This is a genomic window from Bacillus sp. EKM208B (genome assembly GCF_011800725.1).
Classification (GTDB): domain Bacteria; phylum Bacillota; class Bacilli; order Bacillales; family Bacillaceae; genus Bacillus; species Bacillus velezensis.
Window position 1 is genome coordinate 133,640 of the sequence record NZ_JAANHO010000001.1, and the last position, 22,340, is coordinate 155,979.

The following is a 22,340-nucleotide window of genomic DNA, read 5'->3' on the forward strand; positions in this document are numbered from 1 at the left end:
ACGTTTATTATATCTATTTTTCTGGATTTGTAAATTCGTTTTTGACAAAACATTCTCAAATTAAGTAAAAATCGTGCTAAAATATAACATATTATCAGATTACCGGTAAAAAAGCCGGGTTATTGTCAGGAGGATATTCACATGAATCAAAAGAAAAAAGGTACGGTTGCGGTGACCTTGCTTTCCGCTCTGCTGTTTTGTTTATTGCCGGTCCTCGTCTCGCTTTCTCCGCTTGCGGAAACGGGGCCGAACGCGAATCGTTTTAATTCCGCGGGCATGTGGGCCGCCGTCGGCCAGATCTTTGTTATATATGCGGTCCCGCTCATTTTGTATATTCTCGGTATTCGTGTCATGAAAATCATCATGGCCGTTTTTTGCGGAATCGGGCTTATCATTTGCGCGGCTGTCTTGTTGGTGACGTTATTGACCGCAATTTCCTTAGGGCAGGAGCTGTCTCTTTATTACGGCCTTCTCGTTTGGTCAGGCGCGGCTTTTATCGTCAATGTGGTGTGGTATATTGCCGCGTTTCGATCATCCCCGAAGCATCAGCAGGCTATGTGACATTTGTTCTATAAATCTACCGAAAATACAAATATTTCATAGGTTAATTATGGTATGATCAAAGTGATATAGCAGCTTTTAATAGAAACGGGAGGAACTGACATTGAAAAAAAAGACAGCTTCATTGCGAATGAAAACATTGGCGGCCGGCGCTGCGGTTGCTGCGGCTTTATCTGTGGGAGCGGTTTCTGATCTGCCGGGGGCAAAATGGCTGCATCCGGCGGCTGCTCAAGCTGCGGAAACGGTATTTAAACAAAATCATGCGGCATCCGGTTTCTTGGCGGGACGGTATGACGCGCAGGCGATGTCTCCGACGATGTTCAACTGGTCAAGAGAAAGCCGGTTTACAAGCACTGCCGATGGCGCATTAAAATGGGAAAAGAATGTTCCGGCCACCCCTCAAAACGGTGCGGGAGCCGCGGTTGACGGGGACGGCACCGTATTTATTCAATCAAAAGACGGGAAGCTGACGGCGTATCATCCGGACGGTACTGTGAAATGGGTGACGGAAAACCTCGGGACGACCTATACGCTGACTCCGGTGCTCGGAACAAACGGTGTCATTTATCTTCCTTCTCACGATAAAAAACTATATTTCATCGACAAAGAAACCGGAAACATTTTAACATCGGTTCCGCTGAGCGGAGCGCCTAGTTCCGATGCAGCTATCGGCTCTGACGGCACGCTGTATGTGTCGACGCTGGATAACTACATCTATGCGATTAAACCGACGTCGCCTTCGACATGGACGCAAAAGTGGAAGTTTAAAACAAACGGCGTGGTCGGCTCCGCTCCCGTGTTAGCGTCAAACGGCACTCTGTATACGGCAACGTACAATAATATCTTTTACGCGATCAATTCCGGAACGGGCCAAGTGAAATGGTCAAAAACGACGTCCAACGGGTTTAAAGGCTATCCGGTTATTGATAGAGACGGCACCGTTTACGCCGGAAACCAGGACGGCAACTTATACGCCTATACATCAACGGGTGCTGTAAAGTGGACGTTCCCGTTAAACGGTTTCTCCAGCTCTTCATTAGCGATCGACCATAACGGCAATGTGTATATCGGTTCCGGAAGCGGCGAGCTGTTTTCCATCAGCAAAACCGGCAATATGAACTGGTCTTTCTATACGGACGGGCCTGTAAGAACGGCGCCGCTGATTGATGCGGACGGCAATGTGTACTTCGGCTCTGACGATAAAAACGTCTATGCGGTTGACGCTGACGGTAATGAAAAATGGCGCTATCAAACAGACAGCAATGTCATTTCCTCCCCGGTTCTGGCTGAAGACGGCACGCTCTATGTCGGCACTTATACGAAACTGCTCGCATTCGGAGCAAAAAAATAATAAAAAAGAATCCGCGTCGTCTGCGCGGATTCTTTTTTTATTTAGAGGCTTGAATAAATACGCCTTTTTCATGAGAGAATTCTTTAAAGCCGTACACACCGTGATATGAACCGATCCCGCTCGTATTGACACCGCCGAACGGAAGGTTGACGTCAGTGAAATGAACGACGACATCATTGACAGAAGCATTGCCGGACGTCGTATGCTGCAGAACATAATCGATCAGCTCCTGATTATGGCTGAATACATACAAGGCAAGCGGCTTGTCCCGTTCAGTGATGTAATCAACGGCTTCACTGATATCTTCGTAATTCATAATCGGCAGAATCGGTGCGAAGATTTCTTCCTGCATGATCTTCATATCAGGCGTGACGTTTGTCAGCACGGTCGGAGAAATCGTGCGGTCATGCGCATCGAATACGCCGCCGAACGCCGTTTTCGCCCCTTTTTCAATGGCATCATCATACAGGGCTTTGACACGGTTAAAGTTGCGGTCGTTGACAATTTGCGTGAACTTGTTGCGGTCAACCGTATGATCATCCTCCATAAAACCTGCATTGACAATGGTTTGCAGGAGATCTGTAAAGGTGCTCTGCACTTCTTTCTTCATAAGGAGATAGTCAGGTGCGATACATGTTTGCCCCGCATTGACAAATTTGCCGACGGCGATTTTTTTCGCCGCGTCCATCAAATCATAGCCGCTGTCGATGATCGTCGGACTCTTTCCGCCAAGCTCAAGCGTGACGGACGACAAGTGCTTCGCCGCTGCCGTCATGACGATTTTACCGACATTCGTGCTTCCGGTGAAGAAAATGTGGTCAAACGGCTGGTCGAGCAGTTCTGTGGCGACATCGACCTCACCTTCAAAAATGGCGACTTCTTCTTCTTGAAATGCCTCGCGAATAACTGTCGCGGCGATATGGCTCGTCTCCATCGTAAAATCGGACAGCTTCACAATCGCGCTGTTGCCGGCCGCAATGGCAGCCGCAAGCGGAGCCATCGTCAGCATAAACGGATAATTCCATGGGCCGAGAATTAAGGTGACGCCTTTTGGCTCGTACATTAATACGCCGTCAGCGTCGGGGCTGACGGATGAGCCGACGCGTTTCGGCGCCATCCAGGTGTCGAGATTGTTCATATTATCTTTAATCGCCTTGATCGTTCCCTGCGTTTCCGCTCTTTTCACCTCATGATAAGGCTTGCGGACGTCCCGTCTGATCGCCTCGATGATTTCTTCTTCATGTGCGGTGACGGCATCTAAAAAGCGCTGAAGCTTTTCTCTGCGCTGCCCGGCTGTTGAAGCACGCAGCGTTTTTTGATTTTTTTTCTGAAGCTCAAAGACGCGTTTGATGTCTGCTTTTATATGCTGATCCATCGGTCTTCCTCCTCTGGTTGCTTTTTTGTTTCTTCAGGGCCTATTATAATGTGATGTGTTTTTGGGGCAAAGACAGCGTAAACACATCTATACGTTACCGTACATATTGCGGTGATCTGTCTAATGAAAGGAGTGTCTCTTATGCCGGATTCTGTGACAACTGACATCAAACAAGCGCTTTTGGCCATGCTTGGAGAGCGGGATATCCGCCGTGTGACCATGAAGGACATTGCCGAACGGTCGCATGTGAGCCGGGGGACACTGTACCTTTATTACGAGGATAAATATGCGATTTTAGAGGATATAGAGGAAGAAATGAAAGACGGGCTGAGCGAAGCGCTGTATGATTCGCTGAAGAATAAAGATGTGCTTCATTTACATGGCGGATGGCAAAAAGTGCATCCGACCCTGTCTTTTGTTGACCGGCACCGGGAGTTTTTTCAAACGATGATGGACCGTCATAAAATGCCGTATTTTCACTTTCATGCTTTTTTAAAAGATGTGTTCCGGCATGATGTGCTGCTGTCACCGGTCAATGCGGATTTCTCACCGACTGAACAGGATATGTACATTCATTACCGCGCTTTATACACGTATGCCATTGTGTTGTACTGGCTGAATGAGGAGCCCGGGGCATCCCCGGAAGCGATCAGCGGACAGGTGTGGGATTTAATTTCTCAAAAACGATTTTACTGGCTGTTTGGCCGCCGGGTGCCGGAACAAGAAGAAAAAAAGCCCGCCGACCGCCGGGTGACCCGGACGAGGCAGGCCTTGCAAGAAGCCATGATCGGCTTAATGGCGGAAAAAAAAGAGTACGCGGCGATTACGATTTCCGATATTGCCCGTCAAAGCAACCTCCGCCGTGCCACTTTTTATGACCATTACGCCAACAAAGAAGCATTGCTGAAAACGATCATCCATCAATCATGCCGGGATCTGATCGGATTATTGACGGTAAAAGGAGAGCCTGCCGATTGCTCCATGGAAGAAGCGGAAGCCGCGCTCGTCCGTCTCTTTTCGGCACTGTCGGACGGCCTGCCGCTCGTTCATTTTCTGAGAGAGGGTTCGGGAGTGCCTGACGTCATTCCAGAAATGTTCAGAGCGCTGCAATCGTTTTATCTTCATCAGCCTCTGCACATTCAGGCGGGGAAAAAGCTCTATGCATACTATGTCGCGTCCATGCTCGTCGGCTTGATTCAATATCGTCTTCATGAAGGAAAAGACCACGCGCCGGACATGCTGGCCCGGGAGTTTCTGCAGTTTTTGGATGTGAAGAAGTATCGGGTGATTTTGCTGTGAGGATGATGAAAAAGAACTCCGAAAACAGGCGGGGTTCTTTTTTGCTGTTTTCTTTGAGAAGTGCCGATATGAAGTGTCCGGCTTTATCTCTTATAAAAAAGATACCTTCCATATGATGCCTGATCAGCATTCTGCCGCCAAACATGACAAATGTCATATTCGAGGCATGATGGCTGCTACTACAAAAGCGTCTGGCGCCCCGTTATACTTGGGATCATAATGAAAAAGAAGGGACATGACATTCATGATCAATCACGCCGCAACTCAAAAACAAGCGTCTTTAAAAAAGCAGGTTGCCGCATTTTCCGGCGCCGATACAAAGCATAGTGTCATTCAGCTTTTCAACACGTTTGTGCCGTTTTTTGCCCTTTGGTTTCTTGCTTACTTCAGCCTCGATGTCTCCTATCTTCTGACCCTCGCCTTTACTGTTATAGCAGCGGGATTTTTGACAAGAATCTTTATTATTTTCCACGACTGCTGCCATCAATCCTTTTTCAAACAAAAGAAGCTGAACCGGCTGTTCGGGTTTATTTCAGGTGTGCTGACACTGTTTCCGTTCCTTCAATGGCAGCGCAGCCACTCCATTCATCATGCGACGAGCAGCAACTTAGATAAACGGGGCACCGGCGATATTTGGATGATGACCGTCAAGGAATACAACGAAGCGTCAGCTTGGACAAAAGTACGCTACAGACTTTATCGCAATCCGTTTATTATGTTTATTCTCGGCCCGATTTACGTATTTCTGATTAAAAACCGTTTCAATGTAAAAGGCGCCCGCCGCAAGGAGCGCTGGAACACCTATTTCACGAACGCGGCGATTGTCTTATTGGCTGCTGCGACGTGCCTGCTTGTCGGCTGGGAAAACTTTTTGCTTGTTCAGGGTCCGATTTTCCTTATTTCGGGGTCAATCGGCGTCTGGCTCTTTTATGTTCAGCACACGTTTGAGGATTCTTATTTTGAAGCCGATGAGCATTGGGATTATGTGCAGGCCGCGGTAGAAGGAAGCTCCTTTTACAAGCTTCCGAAGCTTTTGCAATGGCTGACAGGCAACATCGGCTACCATCATGTCCACCACTTAAGCCCGAAAGTGCCGAACTACAAGCTGGAAGCCGCTCATGAGGGGCACGAGCCTTTAAAAAACGTACCGACCATTACGCTTAAAACAAGTCTTGAATCCATGAAATTCCGTCTGTGGGATGAGGACGAAAAGCAATTTGTCACCTTTCGGGAGGCGCGGAAAAAACCGGCACCCCATCCGGTACCGAAAGAACCTTTAAAGAAAAATGCCTGATATGGCGCGCGGCTCTTTCTCTTATCAGAAAGGGCCTTCTCTTCATGCGTGAGGATGCAATGAAGGCGGTGTTTTGATAAAGTGATGGTAGACACAAGCAGTAGAAGGTGGAACAAAGATGAAGAAGTATTTTAAATTTCAAAAACTGAATGGGATTTCTCCTTATATATGGACGATTTTTTTCATCTTGCCTTTTTATTTTATTTTTAAAAGCTCTTCTACCTTTGTCATCGTGGCCGGCATCATTTTCACACTTGTTTTCTTTGGCGCATACCGCTTTGCATTTGTTGCAAAAGGCTGGCCGCTTTACTTATGGGCACTTCTTCTGATCGGCATTTCGACCGGCTCAGTTATGCTGTTCAGCTATATTTATTTCGCCTTCTTTATCGCCTACTTCATCGGCCATATCCGAGACAAAGTTCCTTTTTACATCTTATATTACATTCATATCATCAGTGCGGCGGTTGCCGTCAACTTCAGTCTTGTTCTGAAAAAAGGGTGGTTTTTGACACAAATTCCGTTTATCGTCATTACACTGATCAGTGCCATCCTGCTCCCGCTCACCATTCGAAGCAGAAAGGCAAGAGAGCGCCTTGAGGAGAAATTAGAATATGCAAATGAACGAATCGCCGATCTTGTGAAGCTGGAAGAAAGGCAGCGCATCGCCCGGGACCTTCACGATACACTCGGACAAAAGCTCTCCTTAATCGGATTGAAAAGCGACCTCGCCCGAAAGCTGATATACAAGGACCCTGAACAGGCCCGCACTGAGCTGAAAAGCGTGCAGCAGACGGCCCGCACCTCGTTAAATGAGGTCAGACAAATCGTCTCATCGATGAAAGGCATCCGATTGAAGGATGAGCTCGGCAATGTTCGGCAAATTCTTGAAGCGGCAGGAATTGATTTTGTGTATGAAGAAAAAGAAGCGCCCAAACATATCTCTTTGCTGAACGAAAACATCGTCAGCATGTGCATTAAAGAAGCCGTCACCAATGTCGTGAAACACAGCGGCGCCAAAGTATGCCGCATCACCATTCAGCAGCTTTGGAAAGAGGTTGTCATTACGGTAGAAGATGACGGCAGCTTTCAATGCAAAGAAGACCGCTTTTTTTCAAAGGGGCACGGCCTGCTTGGAATGAGGGAACGTCTTGAATTCGCAAACGGCAGTTTAGCCATCGATACAGCCGCCGGAACAAAGCTGACCATGAGAATCCCGAATGATTCAAAATCAAAAGAAAAGGATGGTAGCAGATGATCAACATCTTCATTGCCGAGGATCAGCAAATGCTGCTCGGCGCACTCGGTTCGCTGTTGAATTTAGAAGAGGATATGACGGTTGTCGGCAAAGGCACAAGCGGCCAGGATGCCATCGATTTCGTGGAAAAACATGCGCCCGACATTTGTCTGATGGATATCGAAATGCCCGGGAAATCAGGCCTTGAAGCGGCAGAAGAACTCAAGGACAGCGGTGTGAAAATCATCATTTTGACGACCTTTGCCCGCTCCGGCTATTTTCAGCGGGCGCTAAAAGCAGGCGTCAGCGGGTACATGCTCAAGGACAGCCCGAGCGATGAGCTCGTCAGCGCCATCCGCAGCGTCATGAAAGGAAGACGCGTCTACGCACCTGAATTAATGGAGGACATCTATAGTGAAGAAAACCCGCTGACCGAACGGGAAAAAGAGGTGCTCGAGCTTGTCGCAGACGGAAAAAACACGAAAGAAATCGCAAGCGCCCTCAGCATTAAAAGCGGCACAGTCCGCAATTACGTTTCGATGATCCTTGATAAATTAGAAGTGAAAAATCGAATTGAAGCCATTACCCGATCAAAGGAAAAGGGCTGGTTTAAGTAACCCGCCCTCAGCTTGTTCAGCCAGTGTTTTTGCACTGGCTTGTTTCTTTTTTACCGTCACTCCGTCTCTTCCTTCCACTTCTTATCAATCAGCATTTTTCCCGGCCAAGTGTATGCCATGATGCCGCCGTCTGCGGTGATGTCTTCTCCCGTGACATAAGAGCTGTCGTCTGAAGCGAGGAAGAGCGCGACGGCTGCCATTTCTTCCGGTTTTCCGAGCCGGCCGAGCGGCGTGATCCATTTGTTGGCTTCACGGAACGCCTCGCCCATTTCGTCTTCTGTCGTGCCTGCCAATTTATCAATGAGCGGCGTTTCAATCGTCCCCGGCGATAAGGAATTGACGCGGATTCCGCTTCTGGCGTAATCAATGGCCATCGCTCTCGTCAGGTTCGTGATTCCGCCTTTTGCGGCGTTATAGCCTGAGCGGTCAAGGTCTGCGGCCCGGCCGGACATGGAGGAGGTGTTGATGATGGAGCCTCCTTTTTCGAGCATGAGCGGAATCAGGTATTTGCTGCACAGAAATGTGCCGCGCAGATCGACGGCGATGATCCGGTCAAACAGGTCGACCGGGTATTCATGGACTTTTCCGCCCTCTTGGTCAACACCGGCATTGTTAAACAGAATATCAATTGTTCCGTACTTTTGCTGAATGCCGTCTGCAAAAGACTTTACGTTTTCTTCGTCTGATACATCAAGGTGAAAGGCTTCTGCTTCTCCGCCGTTTTTTCTGATGGCGCTGACGGTTTCATTCAGTTCGCTTTCATTGATGTCACCGCAGATCACGCGGGCGCCTTCATCGGCGAAAATCCGTGCCGTCGCTTGTCCGATGCCTGTCGCGGCCCCTGTGATGATTGCGGTTTTGTCTGTTAATCTTCCCATATTGCGATTCCTCCTTTTTTATATCTGTTCCCGCTGAATAGGGGGATAAACATACGGCGGTCTGTTTCTAAATAGCTATTAAATATGTTAATATTATGTATATACATCATTGGAGGTTTGCATATTTTGAAGATCCAGCATAAGAAGGAGATAGCGTTTTATTGTTATGCCATTGTTCCTATGGGATTTGTGATTTACACCGTTATCTCTATTCTATTTCAGGACATCACATTTCCTCTCACTGTAAGAAATGTTCTGCATGAGTCTTTGCGAAACTTGGGATCTCTTATCTTATTTAGTTTGTTTTTCTACCCGTCATACATATGGATGAAGAAGGAATTCGGCCGCCGGAAAGAAGCAGAGAGGAGAGGATGATCAACATTCTCTCTTTTTTATTGATAAAATGGGTGAAATGAATCCATTAACATGTTAAATTTACAATATATGCATCTGCTAATGCTAGTTGACAATTGTCACTGTATATGATAAATAGATGCTGAAAAGATTTTACATAACATCAAAGCATAATTAAAGGAGAGATCTGAAGTGCGGAAAAAAAAGTTTAAAGCAGAATCCAAGCGATTGCTGGACATGATGATTAACTCCATTTACACGCAGAAGGAAATTTTTCTCCGCGAGTTAATTTCCAACGCGAGCGATGCGATTGACAAAATCTATTACAAGGCGTTAACCGATGATTCATTAACGTTTGATCAAGACAATTACTACATAAAAGTGACGGCGGACAAAGAAGCGAGAACGCTCACCGTCACAGACACCGGTATCGGGATGACAAAAGACGAGCTTGAACAGCATCTCGGCACGATTGCGAAAAGCGGTTCACTCGCTTTCAAGCAAGAAAATGACTCGAAAGACGGCCATGACATTATCGGCCAGTTCGGCGTCGGATTTTATGCGGCGTTTATGGTGGCTGATAAAGTCACGGTGAAAAGTAAAGCGCTCGGCAGTGACGAGGCGTATGTGTGGGAGTCGGAAGGGGCTGCCGGCTACACGATCGCGCCGTGTGACAAGGAAACCGTCGGTACGGAAATCACCTTGAAAATAAAAGAAAACACAGAAGATGAAAGCTATGATGAGTTTTTAGAAAACTACCGCATCAAAGCGATCGTGAAAAAGTACTCTGATTTTATCCGCTACCCGATCAAAATGGAAGAGACGGTCAACAAGCCGAAAGAGGGCAGCGAGAACGAATTTGAAGAAGTTCAGGAAGAACAGACGGTCAACAGCATGGTGCCGATCTGGAGAAAAAACAAAAGCGAGCTGACGGATGAGGATTACGAGGCTTTTTACGCCGAGAAGCATTACGGCTTTGATAAACCGCTGACCCATGTGCATATCAGCGTCGATGGAGCGGTGCGTTACAATTCGATTTTGTTTATTCCGGAAAACATGCCGTTTGACTATTATACGAAGGAATTCGAAAAAGGATTGGAGCTGTACTCCAACGGCGTGCTGATCATGAACAAATGCGCCGACCTGCTTCCGGATCATTTCAGCTTTGTAAAAGGCATGGTGGATTCTGAGGATCTGTCGCTGAACATTTCCAGAGAGATGCTGCAGCACGACCGCCAGCTGAAGCTGATTGCAAAAAACATCAATAAAAAAATCAAAGCCGAGCTGAAGAGCCTGCTGAAGAACAAAAGGGAAAAATACGAATCTTTCTATGAATCTTTCGGCAGACAGCTGAAATTCGGCGTCTATAATGATTTCGGCGCGAATAAAGACGTATTAAAAGATCTGCTTCTCTTCTATTCATCTAAGGAGAAAAAGCTCGTCACTCTGGACGAATATGTGTCCAGAATGCCTGAGGATCAAAAATATATCTATTACGCGTCCGGTGATTCATATGAGCGGATTGAAAAGCTGCCGCAAACTGAAATGGTGGCGGACAAAGGCTACGAGATTTTATATTTCACGGAGGATATTGATGAATTCGCGATCAAAATGCTGACAAGCTATGAGGAAAAAGAGTTCAAATCCGTATCCAGCGCCGACTTAGGCATCGACAGTGACGAAGATGAAAAGCAGACTGAAGCCGAAGAGAACGAATATAAAGACCTGTTCGAAAGCATGAAAGAGATTCTTGCGGATAAAGTAAAGAACGTCAGAGCATCGAAACGTTTAAAATCCCATCCGGTCTGCTTTGCGACAGACGGCGAAGTGACGATCGAAATGGAGAAAGTGTTAAACGCCATGCCTGACAGCCAGCAGGTCAAAGCGGAAAAAGTGCTGGAAATCAACCCGAACCACGAAGTGTTTGAGACGTTAAAGAACGCGCACGGACAAGATCGGGAAAAGCTGGCATTATACACAAACCTGCTGTACAATCAGGCGCTTCTGATTGAAGGGCTGCCGATCCATGATCCGGTCGAGTTTACGAATGACATCTGCAAAGTTATGGTATGACGCTAAAAAGGAATCGCCCGGCGGGGGCGATTCCTTTTTTTATTACAGTGTGCGCTGTTTAAGAATTTGATTTTGTTTGCTGCGCTTCTTTAAGGAGAACCGTTTTTTCAAGTGCGTTTCGATTTCTTCTAAACTTCTGCCCTTCGTTTCAGGAACGATGTAAGCGGCGAAGAAGAAGGATGAGAGGCAAATGACTGAGAATATTCCGAATACCCAGCCGATGCCCATGGCGCTCAGCATAAGCGGGAATACCAGTGAAACGATCAGGTTGGTTGCCGACAGAATCAATGTCGTAAATCCGGTTGCGGCTCCGCGTGCGTTTGACGGGAACAGCTCCGGCATCAGGACCCACACAACGGGACCCCATGTCGCCTGGTAGAAAACGATATAGATGCCGAGAAACAGCACGGTCAGCCAAGCCGTTGAAGCTGACAGGCCGGCCAGAAGGAGAATGGCTGATAGTGACGCCAGGCTCAAGGTAATGCCGACACTTCCCCACATCAGCAGTTTTTTCCGGCCGATCCGGTCAATTAAGATCATGGCGGTGATACACATGATGACGTTTAAGACACCGATGCCCATCGTGCCGAGAACGGACGCCGAAGTGCCGAGTCCGGCCTTTGTAAAGATGGTCGGCGCATAGTAAATCACCGTGTTGATACCGACCGCCTGCTGGAAGATGGCGAGGCCGATCCCGATCAGCAGCATAGGGCGGATCCATTTTGCTTTCAGCAAGCCGAGCGTAGATTCTTTTTTCTCGGCTTCTCCTTGTTTCATTTCCGCCAATTCAACGGCGATATCCTTTTTGTCGTGCGTCATTTCCATGACTTGTCTGGCTTCGTGCTCACGGCCGCGTTTGACGAGCCATCTCGGAGATTCCGGCATAAACGCGATTCCGATTAATAAAAGCGCCGCCGGTACTGCCGCGAGACCGACCATCCAGCGCCAAGCTTCAAACGGGGTGAATATGTAATTCACGATATATGCGAGTAAAATTCCGGTTACAATCATTAAGTTATTCAATGTGCCGAGCGTTCCGCGTATTTTTGTCGGCGCCATCTCAGATAGATAAACGGGAACCAGCGCCGTTGAGCCGCCGACGGCTAACCCGAGTATGACACGGGAGATAATCAGCATAGTGACGGTTTGCGAAGCCGCACACGCAAGCGCGCCGATAATAAAAATGAGTGAAAGGACGAAAACCACTTTTCTCCGGCCCCATCGGTCAGAGCATGTCCCGCTTAATGCGGACCCGAAAATCGCACCGAGCAGCAGCATGCTGACGACCAATCCCTCGGTCAGCGTGTTTAAAGGAATATCATTGTTAATAAATAACAAAGCCCCTGAAATCACACCGGTATCATAGCCGTAAAGCAGCCCGCCTAATGCTCCGAAAAAGTAAATCAGGTATTTTTTGGTACTTTTCTTCACAGATGATCCTCCTCATCTTTTGGAACGCATAATAGTTTATTTAGATAACTATTTCATTCCCCGAAGAGAAAAATATAAACATAAAAAAAACACGCCCCTTTTAAAAGGCGTGTTTTTTTTCTTAGGAAAACAGCTTGTCGATAAACGCGATTTCTTCAGCAGATAGCGTAATGGAGGCTGCTTTCATGTTGTCTTTTAATTGATCCGCGCGTTTGGCGCCTGGAATCAGGATATCGATTTCAGGTCTCGCCAAGTACCAGGCAAGCACGATATGCGCCGTATCGGCATTGTGCTTTTCGGCAATCGGTTTGAGCTGGTTGACTTTTTTGATGTTTTCTTTAAACTGTTCCCCTTGGAAATGCGCCTGATCATTGCGCAGGTCGCCTTCAGGGAAGGTTGTGTTCTCGTCGTATTTGCCGGCCAGCAGTCCGGATACGAGCGGGAAGTACGGAATGAATGAGATGCCGTGTTCTGTCGTATAAGGGAAGAAAGTCTTTTCCGCCTCACGGTTCAGCAGGTTGTATTCTCCTTGAATCACGTCGACTAAGCCGTCTTTATTGGCTTCTTTCAGCTGCTCCAAAGAGAAATTGGATACGCCGATGGAACGGATTTTTCCTTCTTTTTTCAGCTCATTCAATGCTTGAACGGCTTCGTCCTTCGGCGTGTGCTCATCCGGGAAATGGATGTAGAATAAATCGATGTAATCAGTCTGCAGGCGTTTCAGGCTGTCTTCGACCGATTGTTTCAAAAAGGCCGGTGAATTGTCGAAAACAAAGTCATCGCCTTCTTTTCTGTGAGCGGCTTTTGTGGCGATGAAGACATCCTCGCGGTTGCATTCTTTCAGCACCTCGCCGATTAATTCTTCAGAACGGCCCACACCGTAAATATAGGCGGTATCTAACATGGTAACGCCGCTTTTAATCGCTTCCCGGACCAATTCTTTTCCCGTTTCTTCATTCAGATTCGGATAGAGATTGTGTCCGCCGACCGCATTTGTTCCCAAACCGATCGGAAATACCTTTAGGTCAGTTTTGCCGATTGTTACTTTGCTCATGTTTTCGCCCCCTGAAAAAATTGGATATCATAGCGACTGCCGGAAAAATACGGCAGCGTTCTCTATTAACTATAACGCTATGCCAAGTGAATGTCGATTTGATGCTCTTGGCAATACTTCGTATATTCCTCATCGAGCTGCTGAGAAGTGACAATGCTGTGAAGCCGGTCGAAAGGCGCGTATGTCAAAAGCGTGGATTTGCCGAATTTGGAATGATCCGCGAGCAGATACACTTCGTTCGCCTTTTCGGAAATTCTCTTTTTCACCTCGTATTCCAGTAAGTCGGAATTCGTCAGGCCGTGGGTGATCGTTGTCCCGGTAGCGGACATGAACGCCTTGTTAATGTTGTATTTATTGAGTGTGCTCGGATCATCAATGCCGACAAACGACCTTGTCTTCCGTTTGTAGTTATTGCCGATGATGATCAGGTCGATATTTTTCATGGATGAAGCCGCGTTAATAATATCAAGGCTGTTCGTCAAAACCGTTACATTCTTATCGGGATCAAGTGTCTCCAGCATCGATTTGGTCGTCGTGCCGGAATCAATAAATACAAGATCGTGATCCTCAATAAACCGTGATGCATAGCGGGCGATTTTGATTTTTTCATCCTGATGTTGAATGGTGCGGTTCTCAAAAGGGACGAGCACAGATTTTTCTACTGATGTCACGCCGCCGTACACCTTTTTGATAACCCCTTTTTCCGCAAGCTTATTAATATCGCGTCTGACCGTGTTTTTAGAGACGTTGAATACCTCGCACAGCTCATCCAGCGAAGTGGCTCCGTGTTTGAGAATGTATTCTTCCATCTCCTGAATCCGCATCAGTTTCATAAAAAAACTCCTTCTAGAATTCTTAAAGTAATTAAAATATATAATAAACACCAGAAGTTAATCAATAGTTACTTAACAAATGATAAAAAAGAGGGTTCACACCGTACGATTCGACACGGTTCTCCAAGTTCCTGTTTTCCCGATCAAAAAAAGTATGATAAAAATAATGAAAATATTTTGATTTTTTAGATTGACTTGAAGATGTGTTGGGCTTACAATGTAACCAAGAAATGACCAAAATATAACCTGTAAAATCAAAAGTGAAAGATGTAACCGTTTGCTTTTCCCGGTACATGACCAACTTTTACATGGGAAGATTGGGAGTCACCATCATTTTAGCATTTGTAAGCGTTTAATTCATGTCTTTTATATGTAAAAGATGAATATATTCATCCGTTATTATCCAGCTGAACAGGATGTTTACTATTTAAGGAGGCAATGAGAATGGCAGAGATCAGAAAACTGAAAAACTACATCAATGGTGAATGGGTTGAAAGTAAGACAGATCAATATGAAGACGTTGTCAATCCGGCTACAAAAGAAGTGATGTGCCAGGTTCCGATTTCTACGCGGGAGGATGTGGAATACGCCGTCCGCTCAGCGTCAGAGGCGTTTCAAACATGGTCAAAGACGGCAGTGCCGCGCCGTGCGAGAATTCTATTTAACTATCAGCAGCTTCTCCAGCAGAACAAAGAAGAGCTTGCCCGTCTGATCACTTTGGAAAACGGTAAAAACACGACGGAAGCACTCGGTGAAGTGGGACGCGGAATTGAAAACGTCGAATTCGCAGCGGGCGCGCCGTCACTCATGATGGGCGATTCACTCGCCTCCATCGCGACGGATGTAGAGGCGGCGAACTACCGCTATCCGATCGGGGTGGTCGGCGGTATCGCACCGTTCAACTTCCCGATGATGGTTCCGTGCTGGATGTTCCCGATGGCGATTTCATTAGGAAACACGTTCATTCTGAAGCCGTCTGAGCGCACGCCGCTGTTAACGGAAAAACTGGCAGAGCTGTTTGAACAGGCCGGTCTGCCGAAGGGCGTCTTCAATGTCGTGCACGGCGCGCATGACGTCGTAAACGGCGTTCTTGAACATCCGGATATTAAAGCCATCTCATTCGTCGGTTCAAAACCTGTCGGCGAGTATGTTTTCAAAAAAGGCAGCGAACATTTGAAACGCGTGCAGGCGTTAACGGGCGCGAAAAACCATACGATCGTGTTAAATGACGCCCACCTTGAAGATACGGTGACAAACATTATCGGTGCGGCATTCGGTTCGGCAGGAGAGCGGTGCATGGCATGCGCGGTTGTGACGGTTGAAGAGGGAATCGCCGATGAGTTTATGGCGAAACTACAGGAAAAAGCAGAGGACATCAAGATCGGAAACGGACTGGATGACGGCGTATTCTTGGGCCCGGTCATCCGCGAGGACAACAAAAAACGCACGCACAGCTATATTGAAAAAGGCATCGAAGAAGGAGCGAGACTTCTTTGTGACGGGCGTGAAAACGCAACGGAAGACGGCTATTTCGTCGGACCGACGATTTTTGACAACGTGACGACGGATATGACGATCTGGAAAGATGAAATCTTTGCGCCCGTTCTGTCGGTCATCCGCGTGAAAAACTTAAAAGAAGCGGTGGACATCGCCAACCAGTCTGAATTTGCGAACGGCGCGTGTCTGTTCACTTCAAATGCTAACGCGATCCGCTACTTCCGTGAAAATATTGACGCGGGGATGCTCGGCATCAATCTTGGCGTGCCGGCGCCGATGGCATTCTTCCCGTTCTCTGGCTGGAAGTCTTCTTTCTTCGGCACATTGCACGCAAACGGAAAGGACAGCGTCGACTTCTATACACGTAAAAAAGTCGTGACGGCACGATACCCGTCTCCTGACTTCAATTGATCTGACAGCCGGCCCGGACGGCTTTGTGATTCCGTCCGGGTTTTCTTTTACCATCAATTAAGGAGGAATAAACATGAGTCATTTGCTGCGCAAACCGCAGGCCGATGAGATGTCTCAAGGCGTGAACATCATACATGACGTGACTTCAGCCAATTCAGACCTCAAATACGTCGGATTTAAAGTCGTTGACCTCACTCCCGGTTCCGCATATACAGAAGATTTGAAAAAGACGGAGTGCTGCATCGTTGCGGTAACGGGAAAAATCACCGTCACTGATTATGATCAGACATTTGAAAGCATCGGCACCCGTGAAAGCGTATTTGAAAGAAAACCGACGGACAGCGTTTATGTGTCCAATGACCGCTCTTTTGAAATCACAGCGGTCAGCGGGGCGAGGGTCGCGCTGTGCTATTCTCCGTCCGAACACCAGCTTCCGACAAAGCTGATTAAAGCGGAAGACAACGGTGTGGAACATCGCGGCAAGCTGGCAAACAAACGAACCGTTCATAATATTCTCCCCGATTCAGATCCATCGGCAAACAGCCTTCTCGTTGTTGAAGTTTACACGGACAGCGGCAACTGGTCGAGCTACCCGCCTCATAAACATGACCAAGACAATCTGCCGGCTGAATCCTTTTTAGAAGAAACCTATTACCATGAAACGGACCCGCCGCAGGGGTTTGTCTTCCAGCGTGTGTACACGGACGACCGCTCGATTGACGAGACGATGACCGCAGAAAATGAAAACGTTGTCATCGTGCCGGCGGGCTATCACCCGGTTGGTGTTCCGGACGGGTATACCTCTTACTACCTGAATGTAATGGCGGGACCGACACGAAAATGGAAGTTTCATAATGATCCGGCCCATGAATGGATCCTGGAACGCTAACAAGTGAGGAGTGGCAGATAACGATGAAATATACATTTAATGAAGAAAAAGAGTTTGATATTGTCGCGATCGGGCGCGCGTGTATTGATTTGAACGCTGCGGAATACAACCGGCCGATGGAAGAAACGATGACGTTTTCTAAATATGTCGGCGGCTCCCCGGCAAATATTGCGATCGGCAGCGCCAAGCTCGGATTAAAAGCCGGTTTTATCGGCAAAATCCCGGATGATCAGCACGGCAGATTCATCGTTTCTTATATGCAGGGAAAGGGCGTTGATACGTCACAAATGACCGTTGACAGAGAAGGGCGCAAAGCCGGGCTCGCTTTTACGGAAATTCTCAGTCCCGAAGAGTGCAGCATTCTGATGTACCGGGATGACGTGGCGGATTTGTATCTTGAGCCGTCCGAAGTCAATGAAGGTTACATCGCAAACGCGAAAATGCTGCTCGTGTCAGGCACGGCGCTTGCGAAAAGCCCGTCGCGCGAAGCCGTCTTAAAAGCGGTGCATATCGCAAAAAAACATGACGTAAAAGTCGTGTTTGAGCTCGACTACCGTCCGTATACATGGCAATCGGCAGAAGAAACAGCCGTGTACTACACGCTGGTGGCGGAACAATCCGATATCGTCATCGGTACGCGTGATGAATTTGACGTAATGGAAAACCGCAGCGGCGGAGATAACGATGAAACCGTCCGCCATTTGTTTGCGCACTCTGCTGACCTTGTCGTCATTAAGCACGGCGTTGACGGATCATACGCATACAGCAGATCGGGAGAAGTTTTCCGGGCGCACGCCTATAAAACAAAGGTGCTGAAGACCTTCGGAGCGGGTGATTCCTATGCGTCAGCCTTCATCTACGGACTTGTCAGCGGCCGGGATATTGAAACGGCTTTAAAATACGGGAGCGCTTCCGCTTCCATCGTCGTCAGCAAACACAGCTCCTCAGAGGCAATGCCGGCTGCCGGTGAAATCATCGAACTGATTGAAGCGCAGCACAGTCTTAACGGTAAATAGAACGTATAAAAGGTGGGATCGTTTGTGGGTAAGACAATTCGCTTAACGACAGCACAAGCGCTGATTAAATTCTTGAACCGGCAGTACATTCATGTTGACGGAAAAGAAGAGCCGTTCGTTGAGGGCATCTTCACGATTTTCGGCCACGGAAATGTGTTGGGGATCGGGCAGGCGCTTGAGCAGGACGCCGGGCACCTGAAAGTCTATCAAGGCAAAAACGAACAAGGCATGGCGCATGCCGCGATGGCATACAGCAAGCAGATGCTGAGAAGAAAAATTTACGCGGTATCGACATCAGTCGGTCCGGGTGCCGCTAACTTGACGGCTGCCGCGGGTACGGCGCTGGCCAATAATATCCCGGTGCTGCTGCTTCCGGCCGATACCTTTGCGACGAGGCAGCCTGACCCGGTGCTTCAGCAGGTGGAGCAGGAATACAGTGCCGCCGTCACGACAAACGATGCGTTAAAGCCCGTGTCCCGCTATTGGGACCGCATCACCCGCCCCGAGCAGCTGATGAGCAGCTTAATCCGGGCATTTGAAGTGATGACAGATCCGGCAAAAGCGGGTCCGGCGACCATCTGCATATCTCAGGATGTAGAGGGAGAAGCATTTGATTTTGATGAAAGCTTCTTTGAAAAACGCGTTCATTACATTGACCGGATGCAGCCAAGCGAGCGTGAGCTGAAAGGCGCCGCGGAGAGAATTAAGGAGAGCAGCCGTCCCGTCATTTTAGTGGGCGGCGGCGCGAAGTACTCCGGCGCGCGTGAGGAATTAATCGCGCTTTCTGAAACATACGGCATTCCGCTTGTCGAAACGCAGGCCGGAAAGTCAACGGTTGAAGCCGATTTCGCCAACAATCTGGGCGGCATGGGCATCACGGGCACACTCGCCGCAAACAAAGCCGCCCGCCAGGCTGATCTGATCATCGGTGTCGGCACACGTTACACGGACTTTGCGACATCCTCGAAAACGGCGTTTGATTTTGACAAAGCAAAATTTTTGAATATCAATGTCAGCCGCATGCAGGCTTACAAGCTTGACGCGTTTCAGGTCGTAGCCGATGCGAAAGTGACGCTCGGCAGGCTGCACGGCTTATTAGACGGATATAAAAGTGCATTCGGCACGGCGATTAAAGATTGGAAAGATGAATGGCTGGCTGAACGGGACCGGCTCGGCAAGGTCACTTTTACACGTGACGCGTTCGAACCGGAAATTAAGAACCATTTCTCACAGGATGTGTTAAACGAGTATGCCGACGCGCTCGAGACTGAGCTGCCGCAAACAACGGCGCTGTTGACCATCAATGACACGATTCCTGAAGACAGCGTCGTCATCAGTTCGGCGGGATCTCTTCCGGGAGATTTGCAGCGGCTGTGGCATTCCAACGTCCCGAATACGTACCACCTCGAGTACGGCTATTCCTGCATGGGGTATGAGGTATCGGGCACGCTCGGCCTCAAGCTGGCCCATCCCGACAAAGAAGTCTATTCACTCGTCGGCGACGGAAGCTTTCTGATGCTGCACTCAGAGCTGATTACCGCGCTTCAATATAACAAAAAAATCAATGTCCTGCTTTTTGACAACTCGGGATTCGGCTGTATCAACAACCTGCAGATGGATCACGGGAGCGGCAGTTATTTCTGCGAGTTCCGCACAGAGGACAATCAGATTTTAAACGTTGATTACGCGAAGGTGGCAGAGGGCTACGGCGCTAAAACATACAGAGCCAATACGGTTGAAGAACTGAAAGCGGCGCTTGAAGATGCGAAAACGCAAGACGTATCCACTTTAATTGAAATGAAGGTTCTGCCGAAAACGATGACGGACGGCTATGACAGCTGGTGGCATGTCGGCGTGGCGGAAGTGTCGGAGCAGGAAAGTGTTCAGCGGGCATACGAAGCGAAAGAGATGAAGCTGAAGTCTGCGAAGCAGTACTAGAGGGGAGGCATCACGATGGGCAAACAAGATATTCTGTGGGGCATCGCTCCCATTGGGTGGCGCAATGACGATATGCCGGAAATCGGAGCCGGGAATACGCTGCAGCATTTGTTAAGCGATATTGTTGTCGCCGGCTTTCAAGGTACGGAAGTGGGAGGGTTTTTCCCTGAACCCTCCGTCCTCAATAAGGAGCTGGCTCTCCGGAACTTGCGGATTGCGGGGAAATGGTTCAGCAGCTTTATCATTCAAGACGGTATTGAAAAAACGGCTGAACAATTTACAGAACACTGTGATTATTTGCAGAAAGTCGGAGCGGATGTCGCCACCGTTTCTGAACAGACGTACAGTGTTCAAGGCTTGGACATTGATGTATTTAAGAAAAAACCGCACTTCACAGATGAAGAATGGGATACGCTGTGCCAGGGCTTGAACCGTCTCGGGAAAATCGCTGACGAATACGGGCTGGACATGGTTTTTCATCATCATCTCGGCACAGGCGTCCAGACGGCGGAAGAAGTTGACCGGCTGATGGATGGAACGGACCCGCGGTATGTCCATTTACTTTATGATACCGGGCATGCCTATATCTCGGACGGAGACTATATGACAATTCTCAACAAGCATATGGATCGGATCAGACACGTTCATTTCAAGGACGCGCGGTTTGACATTATGGAGCGGTGCAGACAGGAAGGCAAGTCATTCAGGCAGTCGTTTTTACAGGGCATTTTTACGGTTCCCGGAGACGGATGCATCGATTTTACCGAAGTGTACCGATCGCTCGTCCGTCATGATTATTCAGGCTGGATCGTCATCGAAGCCGAACAAGACCCGGCAGTCGCCAATCCGCTTGAGTACGCGCTGATTGCGAGAAAGTACATCGACAGTGAACTGCTTGATCCTGCAAATTAGAGGGGGACTTATATGAATAGTGCCAAGGCGGAATCAGCTTTCAGCAAAAGGACCATCGCCGCAGCATTAGCCAATTACATTGATGCAGGTTCCATCGTGGCAGGATCAGCGGGTTTATCTATGTGGGTCAGCTATTTAAAGCTGTCCGACAGCCAGATCGGATTGCTCGGCGCCTTCAGCGCAAACGCGATATCAGCGGCCATCGGAGCGCTGCTCGGCGGGTATTTGGCTGATAAGGTCGGCCGAAAAGCTGTATACACAAACAGTATGCTCGTCTACGCCTTAGGAATTTGTTTGGTTTTGTTTGGATTCAACTTTCCCATGCTGTTATGCGGATACATGATTATCGGGATTTCTGTAGGCGCGGATATTACGGCTTCATGGACCATTATCGCGGAAAACGCCCCCGAGAAAAACCGGGCGAGGCATTGCGGAGTGGCGCAGGTGGCGTGGGCCGCAGGAGCCGTTGTGGTTCTGCTGTTATCCGTTTTGGTCGGTGACCTCGGGCTTTTAGGAAATAAAATTGTCTTTGCGCATCTATTGGTGATCGCCCTGATCACATATGTGATAAGAAAGCGTTTACCTGAGTCGGATGCCTGGAAAAACAGTGAAGAGCGGCCTGCCGCCGTGAAAAAAACATCTTATTTTGACCTGCTTCAGCCGAAATTTTTCAAGAACATTTTGTTTTTAATGGGTGTGTTTCTCGTATGGAATCTCGCCGCGGGCGTCATGGGATTCTTCATGCCGTACATCTACCAGCAGGTCGGCGGCGTATCCGCAAATACGGCCAACATTCTGCAGATGGCCCTGTTTATCTTCACCGGGCTCGGCGTCGCCTGTATCTTCATGCCTTTTGCAGATCAATATCGGAAAACGGTGTTCGGAATTTGCGCCTTTATGGCCGTTGTCGGCTGGTCGCTGTTTTTACTGCCGTTTCAGGGGCTCCCGATGCTGCTTTTGTTTGTTTTAGCGATCGGCATCAATAACGGAGCCGGCCAGCAGGCGAACTACCAGCTGTGGGCAAGCGAGCTGTTCCCGACAGAATACAGAGCGTCAGCACAAGGGCTCATGTTCTTTCTCGTCCGTATTTCAATCGGCATTTGGAGTTTATTTGTGCCGGTCATCATGTCACAATTCGGCATCGGTTTTATGGCCGGTATTCTGCTCATATGTGTGACGGCCAGTATGATCATCGGACTTGTCTTCGCGCCGAGTACGTCCGGCAAGTCGCTTGAACAGATACAGGAGGAACTTTACGGCGCTCCTCAGGACGGCAGCGAGAAAAGAAAGACGAGAACCATTATTTGATTATCAGAAGGAGTG

General features: G+C 48.3%; 19 protein-coding genes. 14 read left to right on the forward strand and 5 right to left on the reverse strand.

The annotated features are described in order from the left end of the window. The first annotated feature begins 141 nt into the window (after nucleotides 1-141). Nucleotides 142-561, forward strand: coding sequence for a DUF5391 family protein (locus tag G9F75_RS00690; protein WP_022554012.1), 420 nt, complete (start codon nucleotides 142-144; stop codon nucleotides 559-561). 130 nt (nucleotides 562-691) lie between these two features. Beyond that, nucleotides 692-1,912 (forward strand): outer membrane protein assembly factor BamB family protein, encoded by a 1,221-nt coding sequence (locus G9F75_RS00695; protein ID WP_088005523.1) that lies wholly within the window; start codon nucleotides 692-694, stop codon nucleotides 1,910-1,912. A 37-nt stretch (nucleotides 1,913-1,949) separates the two neighbouring features. Here G9F75_RS00695 and G9F75_RS00700 read toward each other — a convergent pair whose 3' ends face one another. Next, nucleotides 1,950-3,287, reverse strand: coding sequence for an aldehyde dehydrogenase family protein (locus G9F75_RS00700; RefSeq protein ID WP_014419305.1), 1,338 nt, complete (start codon nucleotides 3,285-3,287; stop codon nucleotides 1,950-1,952). Between the two features lie 141 nt (nucleotides 3,288-3,428). On the opposite strand from G9F75_RS00700, the gene G9F75_RS00705 reads away from it, so the two are divergent. The 4 genes from G9F75_RS00705 (at nucleotide 3,429) to G9F75_RS00720 (ending at nucleotide 7,731) form a co-directional block, all read left to right on the forward strand. Beyond that, nucleotides 3,429-4,586: a TetR/AcrR family transcriptional regulator gene (locus G9F75_RS00705; RefSeq protein WP_014419304.1), complete on the forward strand. Its 1,158-nt coding sequence runs from the start codon at nucleotides 3,429-3,431 to the stop codon at nucleotides 4,584-4,586. Between the two features lie 244 nt (nucleotides 4,587-4,830). Continuing rightward, nucleotides 4,831-5,880, forward strand: coding sequence for a Delta(5) desaturase DesA (gene desA, locus G9F75_RS00710; protein ID WP_167408914.1), 1,050 nt, complete (start codon nucleotides 4,831-4,833; stop codon nucleotides 5,878-5,880). Nucleotides 5,881-5,998: 118 nt separating this feature from the next. Beyond that, nucleotides 5,999-7,135, forward strand: coding sequence for a sensor histidine kinase (locus G9F75_RS00715; RefSeq protein WP_167408867.1), 1,137 nt, complete (start codon nucleotides 5,999-6,001; stop codon nucleotides 7,133-7,135). Then, nucleotides 7,132-7,731, forward strand: a complete 600-nt coding sequence (locus G9F75_RS00720) for a response regulator transcription factor (RefSeq protein ID WP_014419301.1) — start codon at nucleotides 7,132-7,134, stop codon at nucleotides 7,729-7,731. The genes G9F75_RS00715 and G9F75_RS00720 overlap by 4 nt, the downstream gene beginning before the upstream one ends. Nucleotides 7,732-7,787: 56 nt before the next feature. Here G9F75_RS00720 and G9F75_RS00725 read toward each other — a convergent pair whose 3' ends face one another. Beyond that, nucleotides 7,788-8,609 (reverse strand): SDR family oxidoreductase, encoded by an 822-nt coding sequence (locus tag G9F75_RS00725; RefSeq protein ID WP_022554010.1) that lies wholly within the window; start codon nucleotides 8,607-8,609, stop codon nucleotides 7,788-7,790. 126 nt (nucleotides 8,610-8,735) lie between these two features. Between G9F75_RS00725 and G9F75_RS20000 the strand changes: the two genes are divergently transcribed. Both G9F75_RS20000 and htpG read left to right on the forward strand, forming a co-directional pair. Further along, nucleotides 8,736-8,984: a hypothetical protein gene (locus tag G9F75_RS20000; RefSeq protein ID WP_014306134.1), complete on the forward strand. Its 249-nt coding sequence runs from the start codon at nucleotides 8,736-8,738 to the stop codon at nucleotides 8,982-8,984. 171 nt (nucleotides 8,985-9,155) lie between these two features. Further along, on the forward strand, nucleotides 9,156-11,036 hold the full coding sequence (gene htpG, locus G9F75_RS00735) for a molecular chaperone HtpG (protein ID WP_007614881.1): 1,881 nt from the start codon (nucleotides 9,156-9,158) through the stop codon (nucleotides 11,034-11,036). 42 nt (nucleotides 11,037-11,078) lie between these two features. Here the strand turns inward: htpG and G9F75_RS00740 are convergent, their stop codons facing one another. From G9F75_RS00740 to G9F75_RS00750, 3 genes are all read right to left on the reverse strand, one after another. Then, nucleotides 11,079-12,467, reverse strand: coding sequence for a sugar porter family MFS transporter (locus tag G9F75_RS00740; protein WP_017418537.1), 1,389 nt, complete (start codon nucleotides 12,465-12,467; stop codon nucleotides 11,079-11,081). Between the two features lie 121 nt (nucleotides 12,468-12,588). Further along, a complete protein-coding gene (locus tag G9F75_RS00745) occupies nucleotides 12,589-13,521 on the reverse strand; it encodes an aldo/keto reductase (protein ID WP_007407843.1) in 933 nt (310 codons plus the stop codon). A gap of 77 nt (nucleotides 13,522-13,598) precedes the next feature. Beyond that, nucleotides 13,599-14,354, reverse strand: coding sequence for a DeoR/GlpR family DNA-binding transcription regulator (locus G9F75_RS00750; protein WP_103526456.1), 756 nt, complete (start codon nucleotides 14,352-14,354; stop codon nucleotides 13,599-13,601). A gap of 444 nt (nucleotides 14,355-14,798) precedes the next feature. On the opposite strand from G9F75_RS00750, the gene iolA reads away from it, so the two are divergent. From iolA to G9F75_RS00780, 6 genes are all read left to right on the forward strand, one after another. Further along, nucleotides 14,799-16,262 (forward strand): methylmalonate-semialdehyde dehydrogenase, encoded by a 1,464-nt coding sequence (gene iolA / locus G9F75_RS00755; protein ID WP_103526458.1) that lies wholly within the window; start codon nucleotides 14,799-14,801, stop codon nucleotides 16,260-16,262. A gap of 73 nt (nucleotides 16,263-16,335) precedes the next feature. Next, entirely contained in the window at nucleotides 16,336-17,151 is an 816-nt protein-coding gene (gene iolB / locus G9F75_RS00760; RefSeq protein ID WP_021494667.1) for a 5-deoxy-glucuronate isomerase, read from the forward strand. Nucleotides 17,152-17,174: 23 nt separating this feature from the next. Further along, complete coding sequence (gene iolC / locus G9F75_RS00765; protein ID WP_017418539.1) at nucleotides 17,175-18,167, forward strand: 5-dehydro-2-deoxygluconokinase; 993 nt, start codon at nucleotides 17,175-17,177, stop codon at nucleotides 18,165-18,167. 24 nt (nucleotides 18,168-18,191) lie between these two features. Further along, nucleotides 18,192-20,105, forward strand: coding sequence for a 3D-(3,5/4)-trihydroxycyclohexane-1,2-dione acylhydrolase (decyclizing) (iolD, locus tag G9F75_RS00770; protein WP_014419292.1), 1,914 nt, complete (start codon nucleotides 18,192-18,194; stop codon nucleotides 20,103-20,105). A 15-nt stretch (nucleotides 20,106-20,120) separates the two neighbouring features. Further along, nucleotides 20,121-21,017: a myo-inosose-2 dehydratase gene (gene iolE, locus G9F75_RS00775; RefSeq protein WP_021494670.1), complete on the forward strand. Its 897-nt coding sequence runs from the start codon at nucleotides 20,121-20,123 to the stop codon at nucleotides 21,015-21,017. A 12-nt stretch (nucleotides 21,018-21,029) separates the two neighbouring features. Then, nucleotides 21,030-22,325 carry an MFS transporter gene (locus G9F75_RS00780; RefSeq protein ID WP_167408868.1) on the forward strand — a complete coding sequence of 432 codons (1,296 nt, stop codon included), beginning with the start codon at nucleotides 21,030-21,032 and terminating at the stop codon, nucleotides 22,323-22,325. The last annotated feature ends 15 nt before the right edge of the window (nucleotides 22,326-22,340 follow it).

Excerpts from the sequence above, each read along its gene's own strand:
- G9F75_RS00690 (WP_022554012.1), top strand. The coding sequence starts at position 142 with ATGAATCAAAAGAAAAAAGGTACGGTTGCGGTGACCTTGCTTTCCGCT.
- G9F75_RS00695 (WP_088005523.1), top strand. The coding sequence starts at position 692 with ATGAAAACATTGGCGGCCGGCGCTGCGGTTGCTGCGGCTTTATCTGTG.
- G9F75_RS00700 (WP_014419305.1), bottom strand. The coding sequence starts at position 3,287 with ATGGATCAGCATATAAAAGCAGACATCAAACGCGTCTTTGAGCTTCAG.
- G9F75_RS00705 (WP_014419304.1), top strand. The coding sequence starts at position 3,429 with ATGCCGGATTCTGTGACAACTGACATCAAACAAGCGCTTTTGGCCATG.
- desA (WP_167408914.1), top strand. The coding sequence starts at position 4,831 with ATGATCAATCACGCCGCAACTCAAAAACAAGCGTCTTTAAAAAAGCAG.
- G9F75_RS00715 (WP_167408867.1), top strand. The coding sequence starts at position 5,999 with ATGAAGAAGTATTTTAAATTTCAAAAACTGAATGGGATTTCTCCTTAT.
- G9F75_RS00720 (WP_014419301.1), top strand. The coding sequence starts at position 7,132 with ATGATCAACATCTTCATTGCCGAGGATCAGCAAATGCTGCTCGGCGCA.
- G9F75_RS00725 (WP_022554010.1), bottom strand. The coding sequence starts at position 8,609 with ATGGGAAGATTAACAGACAAAACCGCAATCATCACAGGGGCCGCGACA.
- G9F75_RS00745 (WP_007407843.1), bottom strand. The coding sequence starts at position 13,521 with ATGAGCAAAGTAACAATCGGCAAAACTGACCTAAAGGTATTTCCGATC.
- G9F75_RS00750 (WP_103526456.1), bottom strand. The coding sequence starts at position 14,354 with ATGAAACTGATGCGGATTCAGGAGATGGAAGAATACATTCTCAAACAC.
- iolA (WP_103526458.1), top strand. The coding sequence starts at position 14,799 with ATGGCAGAGATCAGAAAACTGAAAAACTACATCAATGGTGAATGGGTT.
- iolB (WP_021494667.1), top strand. The coding sequence starts at position 16,336 with ATGAGTCATTTGCTGCGCAAACCGCAGGCCGATGAGATGTCTCAAGGC.
- iolC (WP_017418539.1), top strand. The coding sequence starts at position 17,175 with ATGAAATATACATTTAATGAAGAAAAAGAGTTTGATATTGTCGCGATC.
- iolE (WP_021494670.1), top strand. The coding sequence starts at position 20,121 with ATGGGCAAACAAGATATTCTGTGGGGCATCGCTCCCATTGGGTGGCGC.
- G9F75_RS00780 (WP_167408868.1), top strand. The coding sequence starts at position 21,030 with ATGAATAGTGCCAAGGCGGAATCAGCTTTCAGCAAAAGGACCATCGCC.